At 65.3% G+C, this 19,683-nt stretch carries 17 protein-coding genes; 10 read left to right on the top strand and 7 right to left on the bottom strand.

The features are described 5' to 3' along the window. Window positions 1-752, bottom strand: a 752-nt coding sequence (locus I55_RS16150) for an RluA family pseudouridine synthase (RefSeq protein WP_044561611.1), incomplete at its 3' end; no start/stop codon positions are given. A gap of 167 nt (window positions 753-919) precedes the next feature. Between I55_RS16150 and I55_RS16145 the strand changes: the two genes are divergently transcribed. From I55_RS16145 to I55_RS16135, 3 genes are all read left to right on the top strand, one after another. Further along, on the top strand, window positions 920-1,300 hold the full coding sequence (locus I55_RS16145) for a hypothetical protein (protein ID WP_049974194.1): 381 nt from the start codon (window positions 920-922) through the stop codon (window positions 1,298-1,300). Between the two features lie 236 nt (window positions 1,301-1,536). Beyond that, window positions 1,537-2,568: a low specificity L-threonine aldolase gene (locus I55_RS16140; protein WP_044561608.1), complete on the top strand. Its 1,032-nt coding sequence runs from the start codon at window positions 1,537-1,539 to the stop codon at window positions 2,566-2,568. A gap of 160 nt (window positions 2,569-2,728) precedes the next feature. Beyond that, window positions 2,729-4,048, top strand: coding sequence for an acetyl-CoA hydrolase/transferase family protein (locus I55_RS16135; protein ID WP_044561607.1), 1,320 nt, complete (start codon window positions 2,729-2,731; stop codon window positions 4,046-4,048). A gap of 21 nt (window positions 4,049-4,069) precedes the next feature. Here I55_RS16135 and I55_RS39325 read toward each other — a convergent pair whose 3' ends face one another. Then, window positions 4,070-4,201 (bottom strand): hypothetical protein, encoded by a 132-nt coding sequence (locus I55_RS39325; protein WP_307718713.1) that lies wholly within the window; start codon window positions 4,199-4,201, stop codon window positions 4,070-4,072. A 59-nt stretch (window positions 4,202-4,260) separates the two neighbouring features. On the opposite strand from I55_RS39325, the gene I55_RS39320 reads away from it, so the two are divergent. Beyond that, window positions 4,261-5,220 carry a redoxin domain-containing protein gene (locus I55_RS39320; protein ID WP_307718712.1) on the top strand — a complete coding sequence of 320 codons (960 nt, stop codon included), beginning with the start codon at window positions 4,261-4,263 and terminating at the stop codon, window positions 5,218-5,220. Between the two features lie 30 nt (window positions 5,221-5,250). Here I55_RS39320 and I55_RS16125 read toward each other — a convergent pair whose 3' ends face one another. Continuing rightward, window positions 5,251-5,862, bottom strand: coding sequence for a LysE/ArgO family amino acid transporter (locus I55_RS16125; RefSeq protein ID WP_044561609.1), 612 nt, complete (start codon window positions 5,860-5,862; stop codon window positions 5,251-5,253). A gap of 100 nt (window positions 5,863-5,962) precedes the next feature. Here I55_RS16125 and I55_RS16120 point away from each other — a divergent pair, with 100 nt between their 5' ends. Then, the gene (locus I55_RS16120; RefSeq protein WP_044561606.1) at window positions 5,963-6,865 is read left to right on the top strand and encodes a LysR family transcriptional regulator ArgP; all 903 of its coding nucleotides are present in this window, start codon (window positions 5,963-5,965) and stop codon (window positions 6,863-6,865) included. 21 nt (window positions 6,866-6,886) lie between these two features. Here I55_RS16120 and I55_RS36050 read toward each other — a convergent pair whose 3' ends face one another. Beyond that, complete coding sequence (locus I55_RS36050) at window positions 6,887-7,408, bottom strand: hypothetical protein (RefSeq protein ID WP_148293774.1); 522 nt, start codon at window positions 7,406-7,408, stop codon at window positions 6,887-6,889. 8 nt (window positions 7,409-7,416) lie between these two features. Next, window positions 7,417-9,933, bottom strand: a complete 2,517-nt coding sequence (locus tag I55_RS36045; protein ID WP_148293773.1) for a calcium-binding protein — start codon at window positions 9,931-9,933, stop codon at window positions 7,417-7,419. A 445-nt stretch (window positions 9,934-10,378) separates the two neighbouring features. Here I55_RS36045 and I55_RS16110 point away from each other — a divergent pair, with 445 nt between their 5' ends. The 3 genes from I55_RS16110 to I55_RS16100 are packed head-to-tail and all read left to right on the top strand — an operon-like array spanning window position 10,379 to window position 14,051. Further along, complete coding sequence (locus I55_RS16110) at window positions 10,379-10,867, top strand: (2Fe-2S)-binding protein (RefSeq protein ID WP_044561604.1); 489 nt, start codon at window positions 10,379-10,381, stop codon at window positions 10,865-10,867. After that, a complete protein-coding gene (locus I55_RS16105; RefSeq protein ID WP_044561603.1) occupies window positions 10,864-13,161 on the top strand; it encodes a xanthine dehydrogenase family protein molybdopterin-binding subunit in 2,298 nt (765 codons plus the stop codon). The genes I55_RS16110 and I55_RS16105 overlap by 4 nt, the downstream gene beginning before the upstream one ends. A 41-nt stretch (window positions 13,162-13,202) precedes the next feature. Further along, window positions 13,203-14,051: an aminoglycoside phosphotransferase family protein gene (locus I55_RS16100; protein WP_044561602.1), complete on the top strand. Its 849-nt coding sequence runs from the start codon at window positions 13,203-13,205 to the stop codon at window positions 14,049-14,051. On the opposite strand, the gene I55_RS16095 is transcribed toward I55_RS16100, so the two are convergent. Continuing rightward, entirely contained in the window at window positions 14,031-15,938 is a 1,908-nt protein-coding gene (locus I55_RS16095; RefSeq protein WP_044561601.1) for a sigma-54-dependent Fis family transcriptional regulator, read from the bottom strand. The genes I55_RS16100 and I55_RS16095 overlap by 21 nt on opposite strands. Window positions 15,939-16,192: 254 nt before the next feature. Here I55_RS16095 and adh point away from each other — a divergent pair, with 254 nt between their 5' ends. Together adh and I55_RS16085 are read left to right on the top strand one after the other, a co-directional pair. Next, window positions 16,193-17,713 (top strand): aldehyde dehydrogenase, encoded by a 1,521-nt coding sequence (adh, locus tag I55_RS16090; RefSeq protein ID WP_044561600.1) that lies wholly within the window; start codon window positions 16,193-16,195, stop codon window positions 17,711-17,713. Further along, window positions 17,713-18,126 carry a DUF779 domain-containing protein gene (locus I55_RS16085; RefSeq protein WP_044561599.1) on the top strand — a complete coding sequence of 138 codons (414 nt, stop codon included), beginning with the start codon at window positions 17,713-17,715 and terminating at the stop codon, window positions 18,124-18,126. The genes adh and I55_RS16085 overlap by 1 nt, the downstream gene beginning before the upstream one ends. A gap of 18 nt (window positions 18,127-18,144) precedes the next feature. Here the strand turns inward: I55_RS16085 and I55_RS16080 are convergent. Continuing rightward, window positions 18,145-19,683, bottom strand: a 1,539-nt coding sequence (locus tag I55_RS16080; RefSeq protein ID WP_044561598.1) for a MacB family efflux pump subunit, incomplete at its 5' end; no start/stop codon positions are given.

The following is a 19,683-nucleotide window of genomic DNA, read 5'->3' as shown; positions in this document are numbered from 1 at the left end:
TGGGTACGGCCCGTCGCCAGCTTGCATTCCACGTGCGTCGCCAGCAGGCCGTGGCGGGCCAGGACGCGCCAGCGGGTCAGCGCGGGCTTGCCGCCCTTGGTTACCACGGCCATGCGCTTGCGATCCGTCGGATGCCGGCCGATGTTGCCCTCTATCTCACCGCTCCCCGCCGCTGGGGAGCCCCAGACCACGGCGTGGTAGGTGCGCGACAGCGTGCGGTCGGCGAACTGGGCCGACAGGCCAGCGTGGGCCCGGTCGGTCTTGGCCACCACCATCAGGCCGCTGGTGTCCTTGTCCAGGCGGTGCACGATGCCCGGGCGGCGCACGCCGCCGATACCGGACAGGCGCTCCCCGCAATGGAACAGCAGGGCGTTCACCAGCGTGCCGTCGGGGTTGCCGGCGGCCGGATGCACCACCATGCCGGCGGGCTTGTCGATCACCAGCAGATCATCATCCTCGAACACGATGGTCAGCGGGATATCCTGCGCCAGCGGCACCGCCGGCTCCGGCGCCGGCACGGCGACCTGGAACACTTGGCCGGGTTTGACCCGGTATGACGCGTCGTCTATGGTCTGCCCGCCCGGCTGACCCAAGGCCACGCGACCCTCCCCGATCAACGCCTGCAGGCGGGAGCGGGTGAGGCCTGCGGCCTCCGGCATCAGCTGGGCCAGGGCCTTGTCCAGCCGGTCGCGGGCCGCGGTGTCGGGGATGGTGATGGCGATCAGGGTGGTACCCGCCTCCTCGCCATCCAGTTCCTCATCCTCCGCGCTGTCCACCACCGGGCCGCCAAGGTCCAGGCGGTCAGCCCCGCCATCCCCCGCCTCGGCGCTGAAGCGCGCGACGGCGGGATCGGCAGGCTGGCCCGGGGCGGCACAGATGGTTGAAGCAAGTGCGGACAATAAAGACATTCCTCGTCATCATGGGCGTACTGATCGTCGCCGGTTTCACCTTCATCGGGGTGGAAGTCTGGCGGCGAGCCACCGACCCCAATCATCCCCGCGCCTTCGGCCGCCACAAGGACGCGACCATCACCTCGACCGCGACACCCGAGGTTCTAGCCCCGCTGCTGGCGCTGCCCGGGGGCAGCCGCATCGAGGCCATGACCAGCGTGGGTAGCCGCCTGGCCGTCCAGGTCGCCCTTCCCGGTGGGACCCAGCAGATCGTCCTGCTGGAGCCCAGCACCGGGAAGGTCCAAATCGCGGTCGTTACTGGAACCACTTCATCAGGCATCCCATCTTCAACAAGTGGGGCGCCTGAACCCAACCAGACGATGCGCCCGCAGGTTCCCCGGACGCCGTGATTACGGTCACACCGCCGGCCGCCCGGCCAGCGTAATCAGCCCACATGACAGAGATTTAATACCTGCTGTCACGAAGCCGGCGTTGGAAACGGCGGTGAAGCCAGGCCCGAATATTGCCCCATCCAGTTCCTCTTCGCCGGCATCCCGCCTGATCATTCCCGTTTCTCCAGCCCCGTTTCTCCGGCCCATTCCTCCAGCGACCCCTTTCTTCCAGCAACAGGCCAGAAGGTTCCCGGATGAACTTCATGAGCGACAACGTGGCGGGCGCCGCCCCGGAGATCCTGGCGGCACTCGCCACGGCCAACGAAGGGGCCTTGCCCTCCTACGGCGCCGATCCGGTGACGGAGCGGATCACCCGCGACCTGGCGGAGCTGTTCGAATGTGACGTGACCGTGTTCCCTGTCGCCACCGGCACGGCCGCCAACGCGCTGGCCCTGTCGGTGCTGACCCCGCCCTATGGCGCCGTCTATTGCCATGACGAAGCCCACGTCCAGGTGGATGAGTGCGGCGCGCCGGAGCTGATGTCCGGCGGGGCCAAGCTGGCGCCCCTGCCCGGACCGCACGGCAAGCTGGATCCGGTGACCTTGGCCGCTGCCCTGGACAAGGGCGGCGCCGGCTTCGTCCATCATGTGCAGCCGGCCGCACTGACCCTGACGCAGGCGACCGAGTCCGGCACCGTCTACACCCCGGACGAGGTGGCGGCCCTGACGGACGTGGCCCGTGCCCACAAGCTGCGCGTCCACATGGATGGCGCCCGCTTCGCCAATGCCGTGGCCAGCCTGGCCTGCGCGCCCGCCGACATCACCTGGCGGGCGGGTGTGGACGTGCTGTCCTTCGGCGCCACCAAGAACGGCGCTCTGGCGGCGGAGGCGGTGATCTTCTTTGACAAGGGCCTGGCGGAGAGCTTCGGCTATCGCCGCAAGCGGGCGGGCCACCTGTTCTCCAAGATGCGCTTCCTGTCGGCGCAGCTGGACGCCTACCTGACCGACGGCCTGTGGCTGCGCCTGGCCACCCATGCCAACGCCATGGCCATGCGCCTGGCAACGGGCCTGGACGCCTTGCCCGGCGTGGGCCTGCGCAGCCCCGTCCAGGCCAACGAGGTGTTCGCCGTCATGCCTGAACCGATGATCGCCGGGCTGGAGGCGGCGGGCTTCCGGTTCTACCGCTGGGACGGCGCCTGCATCCGCCTGGTGACGGCGTGGAATACGGACGCATCCCACGTCGACGCCTTCCTATCCACGGCGCGCGGGCTGGCGGGGATCGCGTAAACTTCGGATCGTTCAAGACCACGTGATGGTCGCTCCCCCGGGTGGGCAGTGGCCCAACCGCCGCCCTTCATGCCAGGATGGCGCCCACGGGGATGATTTCGCCATTCCCACGAAAATAACCAAAGGTCGCGACGGGCCTGCCCAGGGGAGGGATACGGGGATGAATACAGACGCTGACGCCTATGCCGCGCGCCGCATGTCCGCGGAGGCGGCCGCAGCGCTGATCCCCTCGGGCGCCCGCATCGCCATGGGGCTGGGCGTTTCCGGTCCGCCGGCGCTGCTGCGCGCCTTGGCCCGACGGGCGGAGGCGGGGGAGGTCGGCGACCTTTCCCTCTACTACCTGCTGGCCTTCGCCAACGCCGCCCCCCTGCTGCGGTCGGCCCTGCGCCACCGGGTCAGGCCGGTCAGCCTGTTCCACGGCGCGCTGGAGCGTGGCCTGGACAAGGAGGCCGGTCGCCACGACATGCCGGTGGTGGACTTCATCCCCACGGCGTTCAGCCAGGCGCCCAACGTGCTGAGCCGGGACGTGGACGCGGACGTGCTGCTGACCACCGTGTCGCCCATGGACGCTGACGGCTGCTTCAGCCTGGGCACGAACACCGACTATGCCCTGGCCGTGTCACAAACCGCCCGCCAGGTGATCCTGGAGGTCAACCCGGCCATGCCCCGCGTCCGGGGCAACTGCCGCATCCCCCTGGACCGCGTGACCGCCTTGGTTGAGAACCCCGTGCCCCTGCTGCAGATCCCGCCGCCCGAGATCCGCCCCAACGACCGGGCCATCGGCCGCTTCGTCGCCGAGCTGGTGGAGGATGGCGCCTGCCTGCAGATGGGCATCGGCGCCCTGCCTGACGCGGTGTGCGCCGCCCTGGGCGACCGTCGGCATATGGGCATCCATACGGAGCTGATGACGCCCGGCATGGCTGAACTGATGCGCCGGGGTGCCGTCGACAACAGCCGCAAGGTCCTGCACCCCGGCCGCGCGATCTTCACCTTCGCCATGGGCGATAAGGCGCTGTACGACTTCCTGGACGACAACCCGGACTGTGAGGCGCACCCGGTCGACTATGTGAACAATCCGGCGGTGATCGCCCGGAACGACAACATGGTCTCGGTCAACGCCACCATCGAGGTTGATTTGCAGGGCGCCTGCAATTCGGAATGCATGACCGGCTGGCAGTACAGCGCCGCCGGCGGACAACTGGACTTCGTGCGCGGCGCATCCGCGGCGAAGGGCGGGAAATCGGTCATCGCCTGCCATTCCACCGCCGCCAGCGGCACCGCGTCTCGCATCGTCCCGCGCCTCAGCGGTCCAGTGACGACGCCGCGCAACGACGTCCAGTACGTGGCGACCGAACACGGCATCGTGAATCTGCGTGGCCTGTCGCTGGCCGAACGGGCGAAGGCCCTGATCGGCATCGCCCACCCCGATTTCCGCGAGATGCTGGAGCGCGAGGCGCACGCCATGGCGTACCGGTGCTGAGCTCAAGCGCCCATGACCAGCCTAGGCGATGGTCCATATGACCATGGCGATGGCGCCCTCCAGCACCCGCCGGGCGGCTGGCGTGGATGTGCTGTCCTTCGGCGCCACCAAGAACGGCGCACTGGCGGCGGAGGCGGTGATCTTCTCTGACAAGGGCCTGGCGGAGAGCTTCGGCTATCGCCGAAAGCGGGCGGGCCCACCTGTTCTCCAAAATGCGGTTCCTGTCGGCGCAGCTGGACGCCTTCCTGACCGACGGCCTGTGGCTGCGTCTGGCCACCCATGCCAACGCCATGGCCATGCGCCTGGCCAACGGCCTGGACGCCCTGCCCGGCGTGGGCCTGCGCAGCCCCGTCCAGGCCAACGAGGTGTTCGCCGTCATGCCCGAACCGACGATCGCCGGGCAGGAGGCGGCGGGCTTCCGGTTCCACCGCTGGGACGGCGCCCGCATCCGCCTGGAGACGTCGATGCCTTCCTGGCCACGGCGCGTGGGCTGGCCGGGATCGCGTGAGGGCGGCGGAACCGTACCAGAGGTAAAGTACCTGAGGCAAATGACCGCTCCCCATCCAGGCTTGGCGTGGGGTAGGGTCAGGCCCACAAACCGGGGGCGGATGCATCCCGACAAACTCCGCGGAGATGACATGCGCAAGATCGTTCTCGCCACCGCCTTTTCGCTCGCGACCGCGGCGCCCGCCTGGGCGGCCCTGCCCAACGGCGCCCCGGCCCCGGCCTTCACCGCCCAGGGGGCCCTGGGCGGCAAAACCTCGACCTTCTCGCTGACCGACGCGCTGAAGAAGGGGCCGGTGGTGCTGTACTTCTTCCCTGCCGCCTTCACCAAGGGCTGCACCGTGGAGGCGCATGAGTTCGCCGAGGCGACGGAGACCTTCAAGGAGTATGGCGCCACGGTGGTGGGCGTGACCGCCGGCAACATCGACCGCGTGGCCGAGTTCTCCTCCGTGGAGTGCCGGGACAAGTTCATGGTGGCCGCCGATCCCGACGCGAAGATCGCCGCCGACTACGACGCCAAGAACCAGGGCAACCCCGCGATCTCCAACCGCACGTCCTACGTCATCGGCCAGAACGGCAAGATCGTCGCCAGCTACACCGACAACAATCCCGACCAGCACGTCCAACTGATGCTGAATGCGGTCAAGGCGCTGCATACCGCCAAGTAAGCGCGGCCGGCGCCGGTGTGTGGGCGGCCCTCACACCCTGGCGACCAGTTTGAAGGCGATGGCCCACATGACGAGGGCGATGGCGCCCTCCAGCACCCGCCAGGCCAGGGGCCGGGCGAACAGGGGGCGCAGGCGGGTGGCGCCGTAGCCCAGGGAGAAGAAGAACAGGAAGGACCCGCTGATGGCGCCGGCGGCGAAGGATGGCTTGTCGCCGGCGAACTGTGTCGAGACAGCGCCCAGCAGGACGACCGTGTCGAGGTAGACGTGCGGGTTTAGCCAGGTGATGGCCAGGCAGGCCAGCAGCGTCGCCCCCAGTTCCCCCTTCTCCGCCCCGTTGCCCACCGTCAGCGCCCCGGTGGAATGCCACGCGGACCATAGGCTCTTGGCCCCATACCAGGCCAGGAAGGCGGCACCGGCATAACGCATGACCGGATCCAGCCAAGGCAGCAGCGTCGCCATGGTGCCGAAGCCGGCCACCCCCGCCCCGATCAGGACGGCATCGGACAAGGCGCAGGCCAGACACACGGCGAAGACGTGCTCATTGCGCAGGCCCTGGCGCAGCAGGAAGGCGTTCTGCGCGCCGATGGCGACGATGAGGCTGAGCCCCATGCTGAGGCCGGCGACATAGACGGACAGGTTCATGATGACAGGATGGCCCCGGGGTGGTTCGGGGTTTGTGGTATCCGTCATCATGGGATTAGGATAGTTAAATCAACTAATCTAGATTTAGCAGAACTTATCCATGATCGACTATCCGGCGGCGCGCGCCGTCGCCCTGGTGGCGCGGACGGGCAGTTTCGAGAAGGCCGCCGCCGCCTTGAACGTCACCCCGTCGGCCGTGTCCCAGCGCGTCAAGCAGTTGGAGGAGCGGCTGGGCGCCGTGCTGATCGAGCGCGGCAGCCCCTGCGCCGCCACGGAAAAGGGGGAGTGGCTCTGCCGCCACGTCGACCATGTGGGGATGCTGGAGCGGGAGTTGACGGAACACCTTCCGGGCCTGGCCGATCCCGATGCCGCCCTGCCCCGGGTGACGTTGAACATCGCCACCAACGCCGACAGCCTGGGAACCTGGTTCCTGGCCGCCGCCGCCCCGTTCACCCAAGAGTCCGACCATCTGCTGAACATCGTCATCGACGACCAGGACCACACCGCCGACTGGCTACGGCGCGGCCGGGTGCTGGCGGCGGTCACCTCGCTGGAGAAGCCCGTCCAGGGCTGCCGCGTCACCGGCCTGGGCGCCTTGCGCTATCACGCCACCGCCAGCCCGGATTTCGTGGCGCGCCATTTCCCGGCCGGGGTGACGGCGCTGGCGCTGGCTCAGGCGCCAGCCCTGACCTTCAACCAGAAAGACCGGCTGCAGCGCGCCTGGATCCGCCAGGTGCTGGGCCATGACGTCGCCCACCCCACCCACTGGCTGCCATCGACGCAGAGCTTCATCGACGCCAGCCTGGCGGGCATGGGCTGGGGCATGAACCCGGCGCTCCTGGTCCGCGACCATCTGGACGCCGGACGGCTGGTGGACCTGATGCCCGGCGCGACCCTGGACGTGCCGCTGTTCTGGCAGGTCAGCCGCCTGGCCGCCGACCGGCTGTCAGGCCTGAGTCGGCAGATTGTTCAGGCAGCGAGTTACGAGTTGGTGCGGTGCTGATGATTTGACGCTCATCGGTAGTCACTTTGGGTCATCAGCCTGTTTACTGGGCGTCGGAATGGGAGCAGCAATCGTATTGTGATCATACACCGCGAAGGCCGCACTAATTATCGTGCCCTGCGCATCGCGCAGCGGAATAGTGCACCCATCCGCAAAGAATTGTACCTCAAAGGTATCCTTTCCATTCTGGTGGATCACATTGATCGGGGTTGTCAGTTCCTGAATGAATATCTCCCGCCCAGCTTTGCTGTCAGATGGGATTTCAAAATACCCACTCAAGGTCGCACCAACCGGAAAATCATTGACCTCTCCCGGTACCTCCCCCCCCGGCACCAGTTTCCAACTCAACTTTCTCCCATTCCATGACGTATTGATAAGGACTACAGAAAAAGAAAATCCGACTAACTCTTCCGCATTTTTCAAAACTTCTGATTTGTTTTGATGGACAATCAGGGGTGGCGGCCCATCAGCAGCCAGCCCCATCACACAGAATGTCTGTAGGAAGATAATTACTGAGATGGAGTATGCTATCCAACGCGCCATGGGCCACCCTAGCGATTCCCATGAATATACAGATAAGTGCTGTCACCAACGATCCCAAAGCTGAGGGATAGCCGGCCATTGCTTAGATCTAATTGTGTATATCCGGTCAGGGTCAGGGACGCAGTTGGCCTTCCATCGGCTAAGGCATGCAGTGTAAGACCGGTATAGCCGGCGGCCCCCTCATCATTGGCCCAAATAAGGGAGAAATCAGTTGGTGTAATACCCCAAACCGTGACGGCATCCCCGGCCTGGAAATTGGAAATGGTGCTCCAGATGTCCGCCGATGGGTTCCGATCATCAACAAAGAACGTATCTTGGCCAGCACCTCCAGCTAGAAAGTTTGAACCACCACCGCCATCCAGCACATTTGTTCCATCATGCGCCGCAATCGCGTCCATGCCATCTCCTGAGCGGACAAACATGTTAGAGCGATTTGCCAATATATTCACATTATCTGGCGAAATATTTATATATTGAAAGTCAATTCCACTAACTGGACCATTGTAAACTTCTCCGGAAGAGAACGTAGCGTCCCCCCAAATTGTATTAGTAACGACCACATTGGCAGGCGAGTTGGACGCCAGGTCCACCACTTGATCAATAAATCGCACATGCTCGACATTGGTAAGGGCCTTGTCACCCAACGGTGCCAATGAAGTGTCAGAAATGACAGTTTTATTATGACTGTCCGTCACAAGCGTCACGTCGGACCGATTACGTGGCAGAAGCACTGTATCGTCACCTTCCCCTCCATCGATCACGTCGGCGCCGAAGCCGGGGACGATTTTATCATTGCCGTCTCCGCCCATGATGGTGTCATTTCCAACGCCGCCATCAATATAATCATCCCCACCGTCGCCGGTAATCATGTCACTACCGATTTGCCCAACTATTACATCAGCCTGGGAAGTCCCATTCAAGACGTCATCCCCGACACTCCCGATAAGCGGCGAGGTAATGGAACTCTGACCGATGACATCGATATTGATCCGGATCACACTACCAGATGAGTTTCGAATAGGAGTCGTACCGTCCGCTTCAAAGAACTGAATATCGAATGTGTCAATTCCGTTCGATTGAATCACTTGATTCGGTGTCGGTAATTCATATTGGAAGATCAAGGAGCCTATTTTGGCATCCGATGCAATCGTGAACTTGCCGCTTAGCGGTACATTGCTTGGAAAATCGCTAATGGCGCCCGGCGTCGTTCCACTAGGAACGAGCCTCCAAGAAATCGTCCTTCCTGTCAATGCGGCATCATTGAGCACTACGGCAAAGGAAGCACCAACAATCTCATCACTATTTACAAGGATGGTGTTAGTGTTTTGCTTTACCGTGATTGGCGCGGTCGAGACGACGGGGGCGGCGACGTAAGAGACGTTTGATAAGGTATTCTGCTTGGGCGTTGATGTAGCTGGGGTGATCGTGAATGTCCACGCTGTGCCCGGATCATTCGTCAAAACTTGGATCCTCAGCTTGCCATCGCCTGTCGTGGGAACAACCAAATGATTGGAATAGGTCCGGCCCCCTATGAATCCCGTATCGACAAGAACAGAACCGGTATCGGTACTGATCTCAAATCGGTCTGGAATGGTATATGGATCAAAAAAAAGATCAAGTGTCTGCCCTGGTGCGAATTGGTTTGTGGTATCATAACCTTCATTGCCACCACTAGCATTAACAGCCGATCCTATTACGGTTGAAAGGCTATCAATTTGGGTCGCCGCCGATATGTTCGCTCCAACCGAAAGAATATTTGCTTCGTCGTGGTAGAATATGGCCCCAGCTTTCACATTATTTTGTATTTTGTAATCAGAAATCTTAAACTGGGCAATTTTACTGGACAGCGTCGCGCTTTGGCTGGCCGAGGTCGCATTTGTGGGTATTGATATCGTCGTACTGGTTGATCCTGCTGCTAACTTGATCCATCCAGGAACTCCGTTGAGGGAAACAGAACCGGGAATGGCTTGCAAGTTATCGTAGTTGACACCCTCTATGGCGGTACCTCCTGTCGATGCCAATTTGACATAGACATCCTTGGAGAGACCATTGGCGGCGCCCGGGCCAGTCAGTGAAATTGTGGCTGTGATTGGATCTCCTTCCTTAACCTCCGATGTCGTTGTCAGGTTGAGGTGCACGTCGAAATCGCCGGACACATTAACGGTGAGGGGACTGACCGTATTAACCGTAGTATCGATATTATGCGCCTTTAAATCATTATAGATTGAGTCAATAAAGGATTGGGAAACTATCAAGCAACCTTCAGTCCAATTAACTGATGTTCCATTGTGAATAAGAATGCCCGTTCTGCTATATACATTCTCCAGCCTAAACGAATCTTTTCCAGTATTGGACTTCACGGCGAAATCCATGGCATATGAACCAGATTCCCATGGCGTCGCATCGTCCCAGAAGCCAGTTGCGGTCTTGGGCTCTCCGTCATAGGTGTAAGTAAATGTGGCGAATCCATTGTCGGAGCGAACGACAGACAGCGCAGGCGCAGCAATCTTCTGAGAATTACTCATGTCTATTTTCCTTTTGTTTGGTTGCAGCGCTCCTCAAAAAACAGGCACACGGCTTATTTTTTACTTAAAAAAAGCGACAAAATATGATAATTATTTGCAATTCTAATTGCAAATAATTTATAATTACGAATGCTTAATTAGCTACGGAGGCACGGTGCACCCTCAAAATCCTTAAAAGGTACAAAGCAATCTTCATATGTCCTGCGCACTTAAAATAGCAAAATTGCATGATTTTATGATATACAGTTAATTTGCACTTATGCAAGCGTAATTATCTTAGATCACCACCTAAAAGTTACAACTTAAAGGAGCGTCCTGGTATGGGCTGCTCCAGCCTCTGGCAAAGCTGGAATCATATTATACAATGTACCCAATGACCGACCGGAGGACGGATACGCCATCTGGAAGGACTAATTCGATTGAAAGACAAAAAAGGGCGGTTGCGATGATCACGTTCACGGTGAACGGGCAGGAACAGCATTTCGAGGGTGATCCCGAGATGCCCCTGCTGTGGTACCTGCGCGATGTGCAGGGGCTGACCGGCACCAAGTTCGGCTGTGGCGAGGCGCTGTGCGGCGCCTGCACCGTGCATGCCGATGGCGCCCCCATCCGGTCCTGCCAGACGACGCTGGGCGACCTGGCGGGCATGGCGGTCACCACCATCGAGGGGCTGTCGCCCGATGGCATGCACCCAGTGCAGGTGGCGTGGCGGGACCTGAACGTGGCGCAATGCGGCTATTGCCAGGCGGGACAGATCATGTCGGCGGTGGCCTTGCTGAAGGACACGCCCCACCCGACGGACGAGGACATAGACAGCGCCATGAGCGGCAACATCTGCCGCTGCGGCACATATCCCCGCATCCGCGCCGCCATCAGGAAAGTGGCCGGCCATGTCCAGCGCAAAACGGCCAGCACGGGGGGCCTGGGCAAATGAGCGGCACCCTTACCAACCTCAGCCGCCGCGCCGTTCTGATGGGCCTTGGCGCCGGCACCTTCGTCCTGGCCAGCGGCTTGGGCGGCGGCGCGTTGGCGGAGGACAAGCCCCAAGACAAGCCGAAAAAATACGGCGGTGAGGCCATGCCCGGCGGGGTGAAGGACGATCCGCGCCTGTTCGTGGCCGTGGCGGCCGACGGCACGGTCACCCTCCTCTGCCACCGGGCGGAGATGGGCCAGGGCGTGCGCACCAGCTGGGCCATGGTCATCGCCGACGAGATGGACGCCGACTGGGCCAAGGTGACGGTGGACCAGGCCCTGGGCGACGAGGCGCGCTACGGCAACCAGAACACCGACGGCTCGCGCAGCATGCGCCACCACTTCCAGGCCCTGCGCCGCATCGGCGCCGCCGCCCGCCAGATGCTGGCCCAGGCGGCGGCCACCCAGTGGGGCGTGCCGGTGGCGGAGGTGACGGCGGACCACCACAGCCTGGTCCATGCCGCCAGCAACCGGCGCCTGGGCTTCGGCGAGGTGGCGGAGGCGGCGGCCGCCCTGCCCGTGCCGGCGCGGGAGACCCTGGTGTTCAAGGATCCGGCCAAGTTCCGCTACATCGGCCGGGGCGACATCGGCTTGGTCGATGGCTTCGACATCACCACCGGCCGCGCCACCTATGGCATCGACGTGCGGCGGGATGCCATGGTCCATGCCGTGATCGCCCGTCCGCCCGTCTATGGCGGTCGCATGACGCATTATGAGGTGGATGACGCCCTGAAGGTGCCGGGCGTGCTGAAGGTGGTGGTGCTGAACGGCGCCCCGCCGCCGTCGGGCATGCTGCCCAAGGGCGGCCTGGCCGTCATCGCGGAGAACACCTGGGCCGCCCTGCGGGGCCGTGACAAGCTGAAGATCACCTGGGATGGCGGGCCCAACGCCAGCTACGACAGTGCGGCCTACCGGGCGGAGCTGGAGGCGGCGGCCCGGGTGCCGGGCCAGGTGGTGCGCAACCAGGGTGACGTGGACGCCGCGCTGAAGTCCGCCACCAAGCGCGTCACGGCCGAATACTACATCCCCCACCTGGCCCAGGCGCCCATGGAGCCGCCGGCGGCCGTGGCCCAGGTGACGGGAAGCACATGCGCGATCTGGGGCAGCACCCAGGCGCCGCAGGCCACGCGGGAAACGGTGGCCAAGGTGCTGAGCATCCCGCCGGAGAACGTGACGGTGCACCAGACCCTGGTGGGCGGCGGCTTCGGCCGGAAATCCAAGCCGGACTACATCGCCGAGGCGGCGCTGCTGTCCCGCGCCATGGACGGCCGGCCGGTGAAGCTGACCTTCACCCGCACCGACGATTTGCACCACGGCTTCCTGCATACCGTGTCGGTGGAACGGCTGGAGGGGGGGCTGGACGCCAAGGGCAAGCCTACGGCCTGGCTGCACCGCACCGTGGCGCCGGCCATCGGGTCCACGTTCACCGCCGGCGTGAAGCATGAGGGCGCGTCCGAACTGGGCATGGGGGCGGTGAACACGCCCTGGATCGTGCCCAACCTGCGGGTGGAGAACCCGGAGGCCGTCAGCCACACCCGCATCGGCTGGTTCCGTTCCGTCTCCAACATCCCGCACGCCTTCGCGGTGCAGAGCTTCGTGGCCGAACTGGCGGCGGCGGCGGGCCGCGACCCCAAGGACTTCCTGCTGGAGCTGATCGGCCCGCCCCGCCAGATCAACCCGGCCGACATGGCGGACAGCTGGAACTACAACGAGGATCCGGTGGCCTACGCCTACGACACCGGCCGCCTGCGCGGCGTGGTGGAGCGGGCGGCCAAGGAGGCGGGCTGGGGCAAGCCCTTGCCCAAGGGCCAGGGCCGGGGCATCGCCGCCCACCGCAGCTTCGCCAGCTATGCCGCCGCCGTCGTGCAGGTGGCCGTGGACGCCCAGGGCAAGCTGACCATCCCCCGCGTCGACATCGCCTTCGACTGCGGCCCCGTCATCAACCCCGACCGGGTGCGGGCGCAGCTGGAGGGGGCGGTGACCCAGGGCGTCAGCCTGGCCACGCTGGGAGAGATCAGCTTCAAGGCCGGCCAGGTGCGGCAGGACAACTTCGACACCTATGAGGTCACCCGCATCGACGCCGCGCCTAAGGACATCCGCGTCCACCTGATGCCGGCCGCCACGTACGACGCCCCCCTGGGCGGCGTGGGCGAGCCGGGCGTGCCCCCCATCGCCCCTGCCCTGCTGAACGCCGTGTTCGCGGCCACCGGCAAGCGCATCCGCAGCCTGCCCATCCGGGACCAGTTGCGGGCGTGAACGCGGTCGATGGTCACGCGCCCAGGGGAACGAGGGCGACCTTGGCGCAGGAGGTCGCCGCCGTCTGGTCCCTGGCCGACACGCTGGGGCTTGGCGCCGTGGCCCCGGCATTGTTGAAGGCGGCGCACCACACCTCGCTGCTTCTGCATCCCCTGCCCATGGTCGCCAGGGTCCAGTCCGTGGAACCAGTCGCCCAAGCGCTGGTGACGGCGGAACGTGAACTGGCGATCTCCCGGCACCTGACGGCCCGGGACATGCCGGTGGTGCCTCCGCTGAAGGCGGCCGTGGCGGGCCCGCATGTCATCGACGGGTGCGTCATCTCCCTCTGGCCTTTCATTGAGCATTCCAAGCTGCGGCGACAGTCCGACATGGTCTTGGCCGCGCACGGTCTGCGCTCCATCCATAACGCGCTCAGGGACTTCTCAGGTACCTTGCCGTCCTATGACGCCATCCTTGACCGCTGCTGGACTGTTCTGGAAACACTGCCGGTGACCGCCTTCCCGATGGAGGAGGACAAGAACTTTCTGCAAGAGCGCTATCTGGCCTTGCGTGAGCAGGCGACGGCCATGGATGTGCCGTCAGCTGTCCTGCACGGCGATGCCCACAAGGGGAACGTGCTGATCAGCAACCAGGGACCGGTATTATGGGCGGATTTCGAGTCAGCCTGCACAGGGCCGCTGGAGTTCGAACTGGTCACCCTGCCCCGTTATGCGCGGCGGTGTTTTGGCAAGCATGACCAGCGCTTGATCGACATCTTCACGGATTTGAAGAGCGTCTGCGTCGCCGTGTGGTGCTTGGCCGATGGGGGGCGTAGTGCCGAAATCAGGGACGCGGCCGGGTATCATCTGGGCCGGCTGAAGCATTCGGCTTCAAACCGGATCGGCAGATGACAGCCGCCGGTGCAGGGTGCTGCGGTGGATGCCCAGGTCGCGGGCGGCGGCGCTGATGTTGCCGCCGTGGCGGGCCAGGGCCTGGCGGATGGCGTCATCCTCCCGAACCTTCAGGCTGACCGACGAGATGGCGGATGCAGGGGTCGGCACAAGATCCGGCGGCAGGTCGGCCGGCGTGATCAGGGTTCCCGCCGGCGACAGCGCCACCAGGGTGCGTAGCAGGTTGGCCAGTTCGCGCAGGTTGCCGGGCCAATCGTGACGGCGCAGGGCGGCGCGGGCGGCGGGGGCCAGGCGGATGCCGCGCTCCCCGGCGCCGAAGCCCGCCATCAGGGCGTCGATGATGGCATCCAGCGGACGCTGGCGCAGGGGCGGCAGGGTCACCACCAGGTGCTTCAGCCGGTAATAGAGATCGGGGCGGAAGATACCCTGGGCCACGGCGGCCGCCAGGTCGCGGTGGGTGGCGGCGACCAGCAGGAAATCCACCTTCGCCGGCCGGCCGCCCACCGGCGTCACCTCTCCATCCTGCAGCACGCGCAGCAGCCGGGCCTGGAGAGCGGCAGGCATGTCCCCGATCTCATCCAGGAACAGGATACCGCCGTCGGCCTGGCGGATCTGACCCCGGTGGCCGCCCCGCCGCGCGCCGGTGAAGGCGCCGTCCTCATAGCCGAACAGCTCTGATTCCAGCAGGCCTTCCGGGATGGCGGCGCAGTTGACGGCCACCAGCGGCCCCTGGGCGCGGGCGCAGGCGGCATGGGCGGCGCGCACGAAAACCTCCTTGCCGGTGCCCGTCTCCCCTTGCAGCAGGATGGGGATGCGGGCGTCCAGGGCCAGGACGGCCCGGTCCAGCAACGGCCGGGTGGTGGCATCCCAGAGGATGCCGTCCTTGCCCGCTGAAGGCGTCGTCTCCTGGCGTGCCGGGCGGCGGGCGGTGGGGGACTTGACGACCGGTCGGCTGCGGCCGGGGCGGGTGATGCGGGTGTGCAGGGCCCGCCCCTCGCCCGCCGTGCGCAGCAGCCGGTCGCCCGGCTCCAGCGCGCCGTCCAGGATCGCATCCAGCCGCACGCGGCCGATGGCATCGCTGTCCAGGCCCAGCAGAGCCAGCGCCGCCGGGCTGGCCGCCTGGATGACGCCGCCGTCCACGGCCACCATCCCCTCCTGCGGGGTGCCCAACCAGCCGGGATGGGCGTGCAGGCGGAGCAGCAGTTCGTGCTGCGTCCCCACCTGGGCCGCCCAGCGATGCTCCAGATGCGCCACGGCCAGGCGGGCCAGGCCCTGGGCGTTGCCCCCCTGGGCCCCTGGCTCCCGCATGTCGCCGGACAGGTCGATGACCCCGGCGACGGCGCCGTAGGGGTCCATCACCGGCATGGCGGTGCAGATCAGGAAGGCGTTGTCGTTCAGGTAATGCTCCGGCCCGCGCACCTGCACCAGGGTGCGCTCGGCCAGGGCCGTGCCCACGGCGTTGGTGCCCTCCTCATCCTCCGCCCAGCCGGCACCCGGCTGCAGGGAGACGCGGCGGGCGCGGCGGACGAAGCCGGCGTCGCCGCGCGCGTCCAGGATCAGGCCCCGGTCGTTGGTCAGCAGCACCATGCCGCCCGCGTCGCGCATGGCCTGGTGCAGGGTGTCCAACTCCGGTGTCGCAAGATGCCACAGGGTGTGGTGACGGTCGCGCAACAGGGCGAGGTCGGCCCGCGACAAGGCGTCCTGGTGGGCGGAGCGGTCGGCCCGCAGGCCCCGGTCGGCACAGCGGCGCCAGGACCGGGCGATGACCGGCGGAACGGGCGCATCTTCCAGCCCTTGGGCAAGACCGCCCGGTTCCATCAGCCGCTCGCGCGCCATGGCCAGGGCCGTGGCGGGGGCAATCACCGGGCTTCGGGGCGTCGTCGCCATACCGGTCCCTCCCTCATGTTTCGCGACAGGTGTCGCGGCGGCTGTCGCGATCCGCGACAGGGCCGGCACCGATCTTTGGGCCGAGCATGAGGCAGATCGGCCCTGGCCGCAACCCAACCTTGGTGGCATGCGCTAAGCGCTTGATCCGGCAGGAGGCGCCCGCCCGCCCCAACGCCTGGCACGCGCCTTGCCAAAGAAGCGCCACGCGAAAACCGCCCGCCTTGAGGCGCAAAACAAGCTGGAGGACACGTTACATGGCCAAGATCGCCCCCGGACACTACGGCAGCCCGGTGTCGTTCAAGACCCGCTACGGCAATTTCATCGGCGGCGAATGGGTGCCGCCGGCCTCGGGTGAGTATTTCGAGAACACCACCCCCATCACCGGCCAGGGCATCTGCGAAATCCCCCGGTCGAACGCGGAGGATATCGAGCGCGCGCTGGACGCGGCGCACGCCGCCAAGCGCGCCTGGGGCCGCACCTCCGCCGCCGACCGGGCCCGCGTCCTGGAGCGGATCGCCCAGCGCATCGACGACAATCTGGAAACCCTGGCGACGGCGGAGACCTGGGACAACGGCAAGCCCATCCGTGAGACCCGCGCCGCCGACATCCCCCTGGCCGCCGACCACTTCCGCTATTTCGCCGCCGCCATCCGCGCGCAGGAAGGCGGGATTTCGGAGATCGACCACGACACCATCGCCTATCACTATCATGAGCCCCTGGGCGTGGTGGGCCAAATCATCCCGTGGAACTTCCCCATCCTGATGGCGACGTGGAAGCTGGCCCCGGCGCTCGCCGCCGGCAACTGCGTGGTGCTGAAGCCGGCGGAACAGACGCCCGTCAGCATCCTGGTGCTGATGGAACTGATCCAGGACCTGCTGCCCAAGGGGGTAGTTAACGTCGTCAACGGCTTCGGCGTCGAGGCGGGCAAGCCCCTGGCCTCCAGCTCCCGCATCGCCAAGATCGCCTTCACCGGTGAGACCACCACCGGCCGCCTGATCATGCAGTACGCCTCGCAGAACCTGATCCCGGTGACGCTGGAGCTGGGCGGCAAGTCGCCCAACATCTTCTTCGACGACGTCGCGGCCCAGGACGACGCCTTCCTGGACAAGGCGGTCGAGGGCTTCGTCATGTTCGCCCTGAACCAGGGGGAGGTCTGCACCTGCCCCTCCCGCGCCCTGATCCAGGAAAGCCTGTACGGCCGCTTCATGGACAAGGCGCTGGCCCGGGTGCAGGCCATCAAACAGGGCAACCCGCTGGACCCTGACACCATGATCGGCGCCCAGGCTTCCGCCGAGCAGCTGGAGAAGATCCTGTCCTACCTCGACATCGGCAGGAAGGAAGGCGCCAAGGTGCTGGCCGGGCGGCACCGGGCGGAGCTGTCGGGCGACCTCGCCGGCGGCTATTACGTCCAGCCGACGGTGTTCCAAGGCAACAACCGCATGCGCATCTTCCAGGAGGAGATCTTCGGGCCGGTGGTGGCCGTCACCACCTTCAGGGACGAGGAAGAGGCCCTGCACGTGGCCAACGACACGCTGTACGGCCTGGGTGCCGGGGTGTGGACCCGCGACATCAACCGCGCCTACCGCTTCGGGCGGGAGATCCAGGCGGGGCGGGTGTGGACCAACTGCTACCACCTGTACCCGGCGCACGCCGCCTTCGGCGGCTACAAGCAGTCCGGCATCGGGCGCGAGAACCACGCCATGATGCTGGACCACTACCAGCAGACCAAGAACCAGCTGGTCAGCTACAGCCCCAACGCCCTGGGCTTCTTCTGATGGCGGGCGGCTTGGAAAGCCAGGCCGCCGTGGCCCCCGGACCATCCGCAAGGGTGGTCCGGGTGGACGCCACGGAGAAGGCGCTGGACCTGATCCGGCGGCTGGAGGCCCGGCACGGGCCTTTGCTGTTCCACCAGTCCGGCGGCTGCTGCGACGGCAGCGCCCCCATGTGCTACCCGCGCGGGGAGTTCATGGTGGGCGACAGCGACGTCCTGCTGGGCGAGATCGGCGGCCAGCCCTTCTACATGGGCAAAGCGCAGTTCGAATACTGGAAGCACACCCGCCTGACCATAGACGTGGTTCCCGGCCGGGGTGGCATGTTCTCCCTGGAAGGGCCGGAGGGCGTGCGCTTCCTCACCCGGTCGCGCCTGTTCACGGATGAGGAGAACAGGGCGCTGGAAGCGGCGGGCTGACAAGGCTCCGCCGCCGCTTCAATCGCGGGCGAGCGCCACGACCGGGTCAAGGCGCGAGGCGTTGCGCGCCGGCAGGTAGCCGAACACGACGCCGATCATGCTGGAGCAGACAAAGGCCGCGACGATGGATGCCGGCGAATAGACCATGCTGAAACCGCTGCCCAGTGTCGCGAACAGCGCGCCGAACCCCAACGCCACCGCCACCCCCAGCAGGCCGCCGATCAGGCAGACCAACACCGCCTCGATCAGGAACTGTTGCAGGATGTCGTTCCGGCGGGCCCCCACGGCCATGCGCACACCGATCTCGTTCACGCGTTCGGATACCGACACCAGCATGATGTTCATGACGCCGATACCGCCGACGATCAGCGAAATGACGGCGATGGACGCCACCAGCAGGGTCATGGTCTGCGTCGTGCTGGTGATGGTCTGGCGGATGTCGTCGGTGTTCAACACCGTGAAATCCTTGGTGCCATGGCGCTGCGTCAGGAATCTGGTCGCCGCCTGCTCCGCCAGGCTGGTGGACACGTCGTCGCTGATCAGCAGGGTGATGCTGCGTAATGTCTGATCCCCCAGGAAGCGGGTCTGGACCGTGGTGTACGGCAGATAGACCGACAGGTTCTGACTGGACCCGAAGCCGTTCTGCTGCGCCTTGGTCACGCCGATGACGCGGCAGGGAACGGTGCCGATGAAAACCACCTGGCCCAGCGGATTGCCCCCGTCCTCACTGAAGAAGGTCTTCCGCGTGTTTTCGTCGATCACCACCTCCGGCGCCATGGCGTGGCGGCTGTCGGCGTCGAAGAAGCGGCCCTGGGAGAGCTTCAACCCCTTGGCCGCGAAATAACCCTCGCCCACCCCGTTCACCTGGGCCGTGGCCTCGTCCGCGCCATAACGCACCGTGCGGCTGGTGGACACGGTGGGGGTGACGGCGGCGACGTAGGGTTGCTTGGCCAACTCATCCGCGTCGGACACCACAAGCGTCGTCACCCGCCCGGACCGGGGGTCGCCCAGGCTTTTGCCGGGAAAAATCTCCAGCGTGTTGGTGCCCAGGCTGGCGATGTTCTCCAGCACCTTCTTCTGCGTGCCCGTTCCCAACGCCACCACGCACACGACCGAGGCGATGCCGATGATGATGCCCAGCATGGTCAGGAAGGTGCGCAAACCGTGCGCCCGCATGGCGTGCAACGCCATCAGGAACGCCTCGCCAAAACGGTCCAGGTAGGCCCGCCACGGGGCGGCGCGGCGCGGCGGCGATTCCTCCGGCGGGCGCCCCTTGGCCGCCCCGTCGGCCCGCCGCCTGGCCGGTGGCGCGTCGGGAACGGCCCGCGCCGTGTGCCGGTCGGCGACGATGACACCATCCCGGATCTCGATGATGCGCTCGGCGCGGTTGGCGACGGCCATGTCATGGGTGACGATGATGATCGTCTTCCCCTCGCCATGCAGTTCATCCAGGATGCGCAGCACCTCATCGCCACTTTGACTGTCCAAGGCGCCCGTGGGCTCATCCGCCAGGATGACATTGCCGCCGTTCATCAGCGCACGCGCGATGAAACGCGC

Source organism: Azospirillum sp. B4, from assembly GCF_000333275.1.
GTDB lineage: Bacteria > Pseudomonadota > Alphaproteobacteria > Azospirillales > Azospirillaceae > Nitrospirillum.
Note: the sequence above shows the minus strand (reverse complement) of the source record. Positions and strands in the feature narration are given on the sequence as shown.